The following is a 13721-nucleotide window of genomic DNA, read 5'->3' on the forward strand; positions in this document are numbered from 1 at the left end:
TTTTTTACCTTAATGATTTAACGAGGGAGCACACCAAGATCCTGGGCGATACCAACCGACTCATAGCTGCCGGCGAAATAGCCCAGTCCGCCACCTATCAATCCGCCAACAAAACCACCCGCCACGGCACCTACGGGACCAAAGGCCAAGCCAAATCCAGCTCCAAATTCGGCACCGGCTGCTGCACCAACGTAAGCCCCACTCCAACCACCTGCGATACGGATAGCTTCGCTTTTCGTGTTAGTGAAGTCACCTGTGCGCAGACTTTGCTGATAATTGGAATACAAACTGTAACCATCAAGCGCAGCTCCAACGTAAACGCCAACATGACCAACCACAGCCAGGTCCTTAGCGAGGCCTCGCGCAGCCCATACATCGAGATCGACCACCTGTTTGACCGGTTGGTTGATCTTCTTGGGAACTCTCGGCACAAGATCGCCATCCGGTAAGCCTGATGCACGCAGTTGCTGTCTCGCCACTTCAGCATAACGTTCAGCGTCTGCCGGACTAAGCCCCCCATCAAGAAGAGATTGTTTAACCGCCTGCACATATTCAGCATTGGTCGGTCGGGTTGCTGTCTCCCTGTACGGCTGCCACCATTTTTCCAGGGAAGCGTGCACTTGATAGTGCGCAGACCCCAGGTCATTAAGGCCGTTTCCTTTGAGAAGAATTGCCTGACCATCTTTGTACGGTATTGCTGCCTTAAATGCGGCGTCCTGGTTCAAATGGTGGGCTTGGTAACCAGGCACAGTCGACGCAATTTCGCCGTATGTACCCGCCCCTGGAACCTTTGTATATAGCGCATCAGTTACCGAGTTGGCGCCAGTCAAAATCCCCATTCCCACACCACCAGGGCCTGGAAGTGAAAGATTCCCGGTGCGTTGTCCGGATGCAGGCGCCGTAAGGTTCCCGTTGAAGTTGGGCCAATTTACATTCCCATTTTGATAGTTGGGAACGGGCACCCAAGGAACTGGTTGCTGAGGCGTTGTCCCAGGCAATATAGGAGCAGGATATGTAACTCCTGTTGATGGTGGTCCGGCAGTCGAGCCAGAAGGCGGCGAAGACGTTCCTGACGCCGAACCACCCTGACTACCCGAGGCATGCGACGACCCACCCCCGCCTCCAAAACCCACGGTCGGATTCATATAGCCGTTGCCCGGATAGTTGAAATAAATCGTCATCCAGGGCGGAATGCCGGGCATTGGATCAGGCGAAGGCGCCGGCGAAGGCGCGGGAACGTCTGGTGCCGGCGGTGCAGGCGCAGGAGCTTCCGACGCTGGCGGTGCAGGCGCTGGCTCGGGTGCCGGCCCGTCAACGATCCGATAATTTCGTCCGCCGTAGATATTGATGTTCATTACCCCATCGACCGGGGGACCGGCCACCGGCAGTATTTCGATATGCTGATTGGGGCCGACATCGGGCGGCGGCGGTAATGGAGGCGCCACTACCGTTGTACTGGGCAGGGTTACAGCCTGATTGGGGTCCGGCGGCGGCGGCGAAGGCGCTGGTGGAGCGGGAGGTGCAGGTGGTGCAGGCGATGAAGCATTCCCCGGATCGTTGTCGTTGTCGTTGTCGTTGTCGTTGTCGTCACCATCATCACCACCATTGTCATAGTAGCCACCGTTGTCGTAGCCACTATCGCCGTTGTAGCCATTGTCGTAGCCACCACCGTCAGAACCACCGCCACCGCCGCCACCACCGTAGTCATCGTCATCCTCATCGGCAATCTCCTCTTCCATAACGAAGGCCATCGGCCTCACGGAGAAGGAGGACTCGCCACTTGTAGCGCTCTTTGAGCCGCTATTTGCGGAAATAGCCGAGAACGCCTCGGGCCTGGCGTACTCCATGGTGCTGCCCGTGCTGGCTACACCAGGGTTTTCCTCGGCTTCGATCCGAGCAATGGTGCTTGCGACGGCGGACTGCTGGTTGAGAACGGACTCGATCGACAACGCCACCATCTGCGCGGTCGTTACGCACGCCGACTGGCTCGCGCTGACAATCGCGCTCTGCGCATACGGCTGAAATGTATGCGCAGAATTACTGGAGGTCGTGGCCTGCGGAATGTGCAATATCATGCCAACAGTCAACGGGCTTCCCAACTGCAAGCCATTCGCCTGCGCGATCAGATAGGCATAGCTGCCGTCGCCAAACATCCGTTGTGCCACGGAATCCAGCGTGTCGCCGGATTGCACGGTATAGCCCTGCGTACCTAGAACGCCGTCCGAGAAGCCACCCGTGGTGGCCAGCACATTGATACCCTTGAGGTTGTCCTCGCTACCCACGCCGTTGTCCTGGGCGTACAGATAGTTCGTTACCTCATTGGCCTGACCCGCTACCGAGGTGGTTTTCTGCAAGATCTGGCCATCGGCCGTGTACGCCATGACCGTTGTCTGCTGCGTGCCACCTGCCAGGCCCGTCGTCTTGGTCAGCTCGCCCAAGTCGTTATAGGTGTTGGTTGTGATATTGCCGGCAGTATCGGTGGTGCTGGCAATCAATGCGCCGGTCTGGCGCGCATAAGTGTTGGTATAGCCAACCGTACTCGCCGTCGGCGCACCGTTATAAATAGTCCCCGCGCCGCCGGTAACAACGTGGTAGCCCAGCAAATTTTGATCGGCATCGTAGCCGTAGCCGGCACCGGTCGCAGCGTAACTATTATCCGTAACCAGAAACAGGGCGCCATCGGTCGCGCTGCCAGGCTGTGGTGCGGCGCCCAGGCCAGACGTCTCCTGGATCGCGTATGAGCTGCTCTGTACAGCAGTGGCGGTCTGATACTGGTTGATCAGATTCTGGGCCGATTCTTCGGCATAGATGCTTTGATCGACCAGGCTGCCATCACCGTTGTAGGTGTAGATCGTATCGCTCGCGATCCAGCCATCGTCACGGAAGCTCACCAGCGCACCGTTGAAGACACCGACCTCATTATTGTTCAGCAGCTGATACGTCGTGCTACGAGTCAGATGGCCATCGGCGTCGTACACACCGGACTGATAGCTCGCAAAAACTCCACCGACCGTTGTCTGCGCCTGCAGCAAGGTCAGATTGCTACGGATGTCATAGAAGGCACGCTCGCTCAACAATTGCCCCGACGCATTGAGCTCGGTGTACTGCGTAAGATTGCCGGCTTGGTCGTACGCGTTCTGGCCTGAGTTGACGTTGTTGTTGATAACGATCTGGCCATTCTGCAGGCTACCGTCAGCGACCAGGACACGATTATCGTTGTCGTAGGTAAACCAATTGGCCACGAAGCCCGGTATCGGCGCAGGTGGTGGTGGTGGTGGTGGTGGTGGTGGCGGCGGTGGCGGCGGAGGTGGAGGTGGCGAAGATGGCGTTGGCGCCGGGACCGGAACGGGAACCGGAGTCGGAGTCGGTGCTGGGCGTGGCGCCGGACTGCCGATGCCGATACGCGGTGGTGAATCAATGGGCAGCAAGTCAGGGGTGGGGCGCAACTGTGGACTCGCCACTGCTGCTACGCCAGCTGTCTGCGTCGATGACTGAATGGCCGCAGGAGCAGGTGTCAGTGCCACAGCGGATTGCGCCTGGGCCGAGGACACGACGATCGTTATCGTGCTACTCGCCGCGCGCCCCATCACGTCCGTCGCCGTGATGGTAATGCTGTAACTGGTAAGCGTTGCCGGCGCTGTGCCAGTCAACGTATGTGTGCTGGCGTTGAAGCTCAGCCAGCTCGGCAGGCCGGTCGCGGTATAGGTCAACCCCATACCTAGCGGATCGCTGAAGCTGGTCGCCGGTACGGTGTAGTTCACCGCACCGCCTGGATGCACCGTCTGCGTGGCCAGCGCCGCGGTCACCGTAGGCACACCCGTCCCCAGGGAGATCGGCGTGGCCGCCGTGGTGCCATTGGCATAGGCGCTTTGCGCAAACACCGCACGCCGATTGCCGACCGCGTCATACACATACACCGTGCGCATGTTCGCCACGGTGCCTGCGGCGTTCTCCTCGGTCACTTCCTGCAGGCGGTTGTGGCTGTCGTAGCTGATCAGCGTCTGCATCGCCACCTGCGCACCACTACCGTCCTGCGTGGTGTCGGTTTCGTGGATCTCGTTACCGTCGGCGTCGTATTGATACGCGTATGTCGAGGCGAGCCCGTTCACCGTTTCGCTCAGCTGCGCGATCTCGCCGTTGGCCTCGTACTGGAAGTTCAGCGTCGAGGTGGTCGAGCCGCTGGGACCGGTTGCGGTCCAATTGCTGGTCTCGGTGACCAGCAACCCCGAGGACGCATCGTAGGTGTAGGTATAGGTTGCGCCGCTCTCGTCGACGTGACTGAGCATCTGGCCGACGTAGTTGTAGGTCCAGCTTTGCGTATAGCCAGCGGCCGACGTCTGGTGGATCAGATGGCCATTGACGTCGTACACATACGTCGTCGTCTCCGACAACGGCGTGGTGCTGGTCAGGATCCGATGCTGGCTGTCGTAGCTGATGCGGGTGGTGTTGCCCATCGCATCGGTGCTCTGGATGCGATCGCCGTGGCTGTTGAGCACATAGCTGCCTTCGGACTGCAGCGTGCGCGCCAGGCCCGGCCCCGCCTGCAGGAACGCGCCCTGCCCGATCACCTGATTGAGCGCGTTATACGTAGTGCTGTTGATCGGCGCGACCGGACCGTTGACCGTCTGCACCGTCGGCGTCTGCTGCGCCACCGCGCGGCCCAGCGCATCGTAGTCGGTAAACGTGAACGCGCCAGTGGCATCCTGTTGTGCTCGCAGATGGCCTACCGGGTCATAGGTATAGTCGATGAAGTGGCCGTTCTCATCGCGGGTGGTCATCAACTCGCCGGCGACGTTGTAGAACCACTGCTTGACCGGGTTCTGCGTGCTGTAGGCACCGGTCTCCGAGACCACAACCACCGCCGCCTCGGTCTGCTGGATCAGGTGGTTCTGGCTGTCGTATTCATAGATGGTTCGGTTGCCGTTGTTGTCGACCTGGGTGAGCACATTGCCCCAGCGGTCGTACGTATAGGTCGCCGGTGTCGCACTGGCGGTGCCGCTGGTGGCCACGCTGGTGGGCGTGTACTCGGTGACGACACGGCCGGACAGATCCAGCACGTCGTGGGTCCAGGTCTGCGCACTACCACCGGTCACCGTGCTGACATCGACGACCGGATGTCCCGCCAGGTCATAGCTGAGCGTATGCATCGCCCCATTACTGGTGTTAGGTGCTGCGATCCGATTGCCAGCGTTGTCGTAGCTGTAGATAAGCTCGTAGCCGGTCGGGCTCGATGCACTGATCACACCATCGCCCTGCGCCACCACCTCGCCAAAGGCGTCGTACTTCACATAGGTCGCGCTGTCAGGCGTGCTCGTGCCCGCACGCTGCGTGACCACACTCAGTTGACGGTTGTTGGCATCGTAGGAGTGCGTCGTTGTCACCACGACCGGCGTGGCATTGGTCAGCGTGTAGCTCTGGGTGAGGACATTGTCGTTGCCGTCGTAGGTCGTAAAGTGCGCGATGCCGGTGGGATCGAACTGCTCGATCATCCGGCCGATCGCGTCGTAGTACGACCAGGTCTGCGTCGACAGCGTGTCACTGGCCACATGCGTGCTCAGCGCGTTGCCGTGGCCGTCGTACACATAGGTCGTTACCGGGCTGACCATGATGTACAGTGCCGCGGTGGTCAGATCCCAGCTTGGATTCTGAAGCAGCAGAGTCTGCCAGTTGCTCACCAGCACCTGACGCACCGGCGCGGTCACGCTGAGCGTGCGACCGAGGGCATCGTAGGTCGTGGTGGTCGTCGCACCATTGGCCGTCTGCGTCAGCACCCGGCCTTCGCCATCGTACGTGGTGCTGGTGACGCTGCTGGCGTTGTTGGCCGTGTAGTTGCTGGTGGTGCCGTTTTGCAGACCCACTATGCCACCGGTGTACGCCATCGCGCCGGTGTCGGTCTGGCTCAACGTGCGGCCGAGCGCATCGTAGGTGTAGGTCGTGGTGCGATCAAAGCCGATCGTGGCGTTGCCCGCCGCCGGCAAGGCCGGCGGTGTGGACGTGAGGGCGGTCGTGCTGATGGCCTGGGCGTACTGCTTGACCGTGCTGACGTCACCAAACGTGTCGTAGCTGGTGGTCGTCACATAGCCTTGCGGGGCGGTGTAATCGCCGGTGGGTGTCACCACCATCACGGCGCGGTTGAGCGCGTCGTAATAGGTATAAGTCGTTGCCCAGATCGCCGGTGTCGTGGTGCTGCCCGAGGTGATCGCGCCCTGGATCAACACCGCCGTGCTGGTGACGTTGCCGTAGGCATCGTAGCTATACGTCGTGGTCGGCGAACCCGTCGCGCCCGTCCCGCCCAGCACGCCCATCGAGGCCGCATAAGTGATGCTCGACTGCTGCACCTGGGTGACCTGGTTGAGCTGGTTGTACGTCGTGGTGACCGTGCGGTCCTTGGCGGACGTCACCAGGCCTTGTTGCACCTGGGCCACGCTCAGCGGCTGGCCGGCACTCCAGCCGGTGATCGCCGCGATGTTGAGTGCGGTGGCATACGCCGTCGCACCGGTTGGATTGCCGTAGGCATCGTACGTGTAGGCGGTGACATCGCCATTGCCGTCGATCGCGTAGGCCAACTGGCCGTCGAGGGTGTAGCTGCGATAGCTGGTGTGACCGTTGCCATCCTGACTCACCACCGCCTGGCCGAGCGCGTTATAGGTCACGCGCGTGGTGATGTTGACCGCATTGGTGCTCTGCACCTGATGACCGGCCGCGTCGTAGCCGTAGGTCGTGGTGGTGATGCTGCCGATCGTGCTCGCGCTGCTGCCCGAGCCCTGGCTGACGCTGTGCACCTCACCGAAGGCGTCGTAGACCGTGGTGGTGTAGACAAACTGGTTGGCCGCGGTCTGGAACGAGCCATCGACCGGGCTGTAGCTGCCGACCGTCACGGCCGGGCTTTGCGTCTGCACCAGGCGACCGGCGGTATCGTAGCTGTAATGCCATACCGCGCCGTCGCGGTTGGTCATCGAGGTCTTGAGGCCGCGGCCGTCGTAGGTATAGCTGGCGTTGACACCCAGCGCATCGCCAGTGGCCAGCACATCGCCGCGCGAATCGTAGGTCGTCGTGCTCAGGCGTGCGCCGGTCAAGCCACCAGCGGTGGTGATCGCACTAGCCACGTTGCTTGCCGTCAACGTGCCCGGCAGCACGATCGGGTTGGCGATCTGTGCCACCTGCGTGACCCGGCCAAACGCATCGTACGTCGTCTGCACGACATCGTTGGCCGCGTTGATCGTGTAGATCAGCCGGTTGGCGGCGTCGTAGATCAAACTGGTGGTCTGCTTAGCCGTGAAACCGGCGACCAGCGTTGCCATACTGGCTGTCGTCAACTGCGTCGAAAGCGAGCTTCCCGGGCTCAGCGCCACCGTCTGCCCATATCGGATCAGCGCGATCACATTGCCGTTGGAGTCGTAATCCTGCTCGACAATGGTGCCTTGCGTGCCATTGGCATTTTGCTGAACTGTAAAACGAACGCGCCCTACTTCATCACGCAAATAAAGCGTCGCTTCAGCAGCACTATCCGAATTGGGTCCGGACGTGCCGCCAACCTGCGCACTGATCCAGCTTAGTGCCGTACCTTGCGAAAGCGCCCCAACTTCCGATGAAGTATCGATTGCCCCGGGATAGGCTAGTGTCTCGATGACGTGACCATTCGCGTCATAACGTGTCTCCGTCACAAAGCCCATGGGATCGACGGCATAACGCAGTTCGCCGAGCTTATCGTAAACACGGTAACTGACCTGATCGCCCGCACTGGGCACCAAGAGGCTCTCGACATGCTCCAGGCTTGGGTCCACACCCAGCCCCGACAGCGCAACCGCATAAGCGCGTGTACTGGTAACGCGACCTGCGGCGTCATAGGTAACAGCCATCGCCGAGCCTGTCGGGTCGATGGTCAACGTCGCACGCCCGTCCGCATCGTAGAACGTGTACGTAGTACGATCAGCCGATGTGTGTACCAGCAGCGCGGCGATCTGATCCGCAGTCGGCGCGGAACCGAGCTGTTGCAATGTCGTCGCACTTAGCGGCGTAGCATAGTCGATGGTACGTACCACGTGACCATCGGCATCATAGTCAATCTGCGTGACGTCACCCGTACCATCGATTTGATAGACCGGGCGGCCGACCGCGTCATAAGCCGTCGTGTTGGCCACATCCAGGCTGCTAGCATGAACCAATGGCGCTATGTCAGAAGGCGTTGCTGTCTTGCTGACGGTCCCGGTGGACAGGGGTGAAGCGTACTCAACTGTGTGAGTGAGGTTGCCATCAGCGTCGTAGGTGTACTGCGTAACGTTGAGCGATACCCCGTTGAGCTGATAAATCAGCTCGCCAGCAGCGTCATAGACATTCTGCTGGAACGCGTCCTTGGCACTTGATGCCGGAAGTACACTCTCGAGTGCCGTGAGGCTCGGGTTCAAATACAGCGTCAAGACCTGATCTATCGTGAGCGGCGTAGCAAACGTAGTTGAGGTTGTAACCCTGCCATCCGCATCGTAGGTGTATTGAGTAATCGCACCCGCCGGACCGACTGAGAAAATCTTTTCGTTGAGATCGTTATAGAAATACTGGGTTATGTTCCCATTGGGGTCGATCACACGGGTCAGGTTATTGTTTCCATCATAGCTATACGAAGTCAGCAGACCATGAGGATTCGATGACAATACATTGCCGTTGGCGTCATATACGTACACCGTAATCACGCCCATCGGGTCCGTTACGTCCACAAGCTGACCGAATGAGTCGTAGCCGTATAACGTGACTTCGTTCAGACCAGATGGATCGACTGTCCGGGTCAAGACATGACCAAAGGTGTCGTACGTATAAGTAGTGACCAGCCCGGTCGCATCTGTAGTACTGATAAGATCGCCGTCACGATCGTACTGATTGGAAGTTGTTTGTCCTGAAGGGTCGGTTGCAGTCAGCACGCGACCAGCAGCATCGTAGGTTCTGGTCGTCGTTTGCCCTAACCCATCGGTCACGGTCAAGATGTCGCCAAACGCATCGCGGACTGTCACCGTAACCATGGCATCTGGCGTTGTAACGGTCGTACGATGTTGAGCGATGTCATATTGGTACGTGGTGACACGGCCTAGTGGATCGGTCTGCGTCAGCACGCGTCCAAAGGCATCGTAGGTGGCGCTTGCCGTACGGCTGACGCCCTGAACAATTTGGCTACTGCTCGTCTGACGCCCCAGCGCGTCATAGGTGTAGCTAATGGTGTTGCCCAGGCCATCAATGGCCTTGGTTACCCGACCGAAAGCATCATACTGAGTTGCCATCGTGCGCGAGTCACTGCTGCCCACCGCATCTGTTTCGGCGGTACGCTGGCCAAGTGAGTCATAGGTATATCGAGTAGTCGTGCTGTTGGTCGCGCTCAAGGCGCTACCGGGCTGGGTCAATTGCTGTTGTACCTGGGTCAGGTCACCAAACGCGTCGTATTGATAGTCCGTCTGATAACCGTCGCCGTCGGTTGTGCTGGCAACTTGGCCGTCGAGCGTATACGTAACCGTCGTGACGTGATCTTGCGTCGACGAGAGCGATGCGGCTGTCGTCGCGATTTGCGGCAGGGTGACTGTCCAGGGGTTGAATGACCCACCTACCATAAAAATAGAGTTTGCGAACTGCCGGGTGCCAACCAACTCACCCAAGTTATTGTATGTATAAGCAGTCAGATAACCGAGTCCATTTCGGATCGGACCGAAGACGTTCCCCTGGATCGTATAGGCCAGACGGCCGTCGGCGTCGTAATAGCTGAAGAACGCATTTCCAAGCGCATCCGAAGATACGCTGACCTTGCCAAGGACATTGTAGTTATCACTAGGCTCCGCCCCATCTGGATCGACCTCGATCTCCAGGTCACCATAAGGATCGTAGACCGTGCTCGTCGTACGCGACGCGCCCTGCCCACTGGCTGGTGTCACGATCGTTTGTGAAGGCCTTCCAAGTTGATCGTAGGTGTACTGCGTTATCGTGCCATCGGCCGCTATCTCCGTCGTTTTTTGACCTAGCCCGTTATATTGGCAGCTACTGGTTTCGCCAGCTGGCGAAGGCCCCAGTAGCGCCACCAGTGCAGAAACATTCTCGGTACCAGTCAAGGCACCGATCTGTGCCGTTGTCAGCGCTGTGAAATAGCGAGTGGTCGTAGTTGTCTTGGTGGTCTGGTCCATCAAGGTTGTCGTCAGATAGCCGTCGGCGTCGATCTGAGCTACTGCCGCGCCGGTGCCGTCGTAGTACGTGTGCGTGATCTGATCCTGCGCGCTAGTCGTCAGCGCAGCTTGCAGCGACGTATAGCTGGCGAATATGCCGCTGACAGGTGTGTCGTAGGCCAGTGTCTCCGTTTCTTGACCAGCAGCGTTGTAAACATGGCGTACTACGTTGCCGCCCGCATCGACTGTTGCGAGTACGTTGCCATCGGCATCGTAGAACGTCTGGTTGACGCGGTCGGTCGCAGACGTAGGCAGCGAGGACAAGTTCGGGTTTGCCAGGAATGCGGTCAGTGCCGTGCCAGTCAGCAATTGGCTATAGGCACGCGTATCAACCACTTCACCGACGCCATCGTAAGTAGTCGTCACTACGGCACCCACAGGGTCGACAGTGGCAACGATCCGACCAGCCGCATCGTAGACCGTGTGCGTGATGCGATCATTGGGGCTCGTCGTGACAGTCGGGAGGCTGGCCGGCAAGCTGCCAGGCCAGCCCGCCGTGCTGATCGCCGTCGCATAGGATGTCGTTGAAATCACCCTGCCGTCAGCATCATAGGTGTAAGCCGTAACCGCACCGGTTGGATCGACCGTACCGGCGACACGACCATCTGCATCGTAGAAGGTATAGGTTGTAGCGCCGGAAGGATCAGTCACTGAACGCAATTGCCCGGCCGCGTCGTAACTGTAGGTCGTCGTGCGCTCGTCTCCCGGATTCCCGGGATATGCCAACTGGGTAGTGCTCAACAGCAAGCCGGTATTGCTGTAAACCTGCGTGGTGACCAACAGATTGTCGGACTGGGTAGTAACCCGTGTATTGGTGGCATCGGTGTAGCTGTATGTGGTGATCGTGCCGTTGTCGTCCAACGTCAATAGTCGGCCCAGCACGTCGTAGGCATAGTCGGTCAACGTCTCAGGCCAGCTTCGATCAGAGGCAGCCAACATGCCCTTTTGTAACAGTTGCCCCTTGGCATCGTAGATATAGATTGTCACCACGGCATCGGGATCGCTGCTTAGCGTGCCGTTACCTTGTGCATCCAGAGTGCTCCATTGGATTTGCTTGCTCAACTGGCCACGCACATCGTAGGTATAGTCGGAGCGGAGCATGCCGCTCAGGACGGCCTGTACTGCGGCACTGGCTACCCACGCCTGCATGCTCCCCAGCGTTGGCAAGGTTGTCGGGCTCAAGCCGCTGGTCGGATAGGTCACATCCGTGTACCGCTTGGTGCTTGCCAGGACACTGATGCCTGCCTGCGTCGCGTAGTCGTACTCGGTGACGCCGCCCAGCGAGTCGATTACATAGCTCAAGCGCCCTTGGCTGTCGTAGACGTTGTACGTCGTCTGCGCGCCACTCGGAGGCACATAGCCACTTTGCCCGAGCACACCTTGTGCCGCGACTGCATACAGCGTCTGGCTGGTGACTTGGTCGTTGCCATCGTAGGTGTAGCTGACCGTGTGGCCGGTCGGATCTTCTACGCTCAACAAGTTGCCACTGGCGTCGTAGGTGTACGAGGTGACAGCCCCAAGCGGATCGATCTTCGTCAGCAAGTTGCCATTGGCATCGTATGTGTAGCGCGTGATCGGACTTGTGCCATTTACCGCCGGAGCGATGACGGCCGTAAGGCGACCCGTCGTATCGTATTGGTACGTGGTACTGCGACCAAGCGCATCGCTCACCGTGGTACTACCGGCGCCGTAGCTCAACGTCACCGTTTGTGCGTTGGCGCCAGTGCCCGTGATGATCGAAGTGACCTGGTAAGCCCCCGCCGCGTCCTCGGTATAACCGTAACTGACCGTGGTTCCGTCACTCTGCGTTATGGACGCGATACGGTCACTGCTGCCGTCATAAGTGTAGGTGGTCGTGTAGCTGCCGCTAGCTGCTGGATCGCTAGTCGAAGTGAGATTGACGGTTACCGAAGTCAGGCGACCCTGGGCGTCGTATCCATAACTTGCCTGACGCGTCTCTATATTGGTTGGGCCAGGGGCTTCGGTAACTTTGAGGTCGATGAGCTGACCGGCGGTGTTGTAGTCAAAGATCAGGCTATCGCCATCGGCTGTCGCAATCTGGCTGAGCCGGCCACTGCTATAGCTGAAGCTGTAACTCGCACCCGTCGCGGTATCGCTCAGCGATGTCAGCTGGCCGCTGGCGTTATAGGTTTCCTGCACCTGGTCGGCGGCATCGCTGAAGGTCCAGCTCGTGCTGCCCGTATCCCAGCGCAGGGTATCGAGGGCGCCGTTCTGGCCCGTGCTGACATACGCGCCGCGGGTCGCGTCATAACTGTAGACGACGGTCGAACCGTCATCGTCGGTCCGGGTGATCGTGCTGCCGGCGGTGTTGAGCGTACCGGTCAGGCCGCCGACCGAACGGCTGAAGCCGTAGCGCCAGTCGCTCTGCCCGTTGAGCTGGCCCTGGCTGTTGTAGCTGCGCAGTACATTGAGCGGCAAGCCATCGAACAGCAGGCCTTCGTCCGTGTTTTGCAGGATCAGGTTGCCGCTGGCCGTGTTGACGTACGCCCCACCGCCCGCCTGCCCCAGGCTCGCCGCGCCGCCTTGCGACTGGCCCAGCTGTGTCAACGACGTATTGCCCAGACCCAGTCCGTTACCCGATACCACTGCGACCATGAGGTGCTCTCCGCCGTCAATGCGCGGGGGACGCCACCATGGCTATCCCCTATATAAGAGACTTATCCCGGGATCGAGAGAAAAGTTTAGGGGGTGATCGAAAATAATTTCTTGTCGGATAATACAATTTCTTGCGAAAAGATAATGACTCGCGGTAAATGAACATTCGACTTTTCAATGACTCATTGCCGATTTACCAATCATCAGCGCGACTCCCCCGCAACATCCATCGCAAGCGCTCCAGTGCGCGCTTGTGCAATTGCGAGATTCTGCCCTTGGTGAGCTGGAGCTGCCCGGCAATGTCGACGAAGGGAAGCTGATGATAATAATGGAGCGTAAGAATCGTCCGTTCGCGCTCATCGAGCTTTTCGAGGTGCCGGGCAAGCGCCACATGCAACGCAGCGCGCTCGGTCTCGCTGTAAGCATCATTCGATGTCGCATGCTGGGGAATCGACTGCATGTCGAGCAAAAAACCGAGTCCGAGCCCTACCGTCGTATTGACGAATGCCTCGAGCGGATCGTCCTCGCCATCGGCGGCCCCCGGACGGAGCGATTCGACACGCTCTGCAAGATGATCACGCTCGGCACTGCCACCAGGCTGTCTAAAGCTGTCATCCAGCTCGCGCAAGCCATCGAAGACTGCACCCCGCACACGGCTCCGTGCAAAGGTCTGGAAAGTCGGGCCAATGCTTGGATCAAAACGCTGCATCGCTTCAAGCATTCCCACCACCGCGTTCTGAGCGCAGTCCTGCCACGCATCGCGTATCCGATAAACACGCAAATACACGTCCTTGGCCAGCATTCTCGCCCAGGGCGAATACTTCAGGACAAGCGTATCTCGCGCACTGACATCGTTCTGCCCGCGCCAGGATTGCCAAAGATTGAACTCGTCGACCTCCAAACGCTCGCCCC

2 protein-coding genes are annotated in these 13721 nt (G+C 59.3%); both read right to left on the reverse strand.

What is annotated here, in order from left to right; all coding sequences use genetic code 11:
- Nucleotides 1-17: 17 nt before the first annotated feature.
- A complete protein-coding gene (locus ACZ6WW_RS22655; RefSeq protein WP_465276214.1) occupies nucleotides 18-12809 on the reverse strand; it encodes a LysM peptidoglycan-binding domain-containing protein in 12792 nt (4263 codons plus the stop codon).
- A 193-nt stretch (nucleotides 12810-13002) separates the two neighbouring features.
- Nucleotides 13003-13710 carry a sigma-70 family RNA polymerase sigma factor gene (locus ACZ6WW_RS22660; protein WP_465276215.1) on the reverse strand — a complete coding sequence of 236 codons (708 nt, stop codon included), beginning with the start codon at nucleotides 13708-13710 and terminating at the stop codon, nucleotides 13003-13005.
- Nucleotides 13711-13721: the final 11 nt, after the last annotated feature.

Source organism: Dyella sp. NPDC103356, assembly GCF_055584465.1.

What these genes read in the sequence shown, in the direction of transcription:
- ACZ6WW_RS22655 (WP_465276214.1), bottom strand. Translation starts at nt 12,809, where the DNA reads ATGGTCGCAGTGGTATCGGGTAACGGACTGGGTCTGGGCAATACGTCG.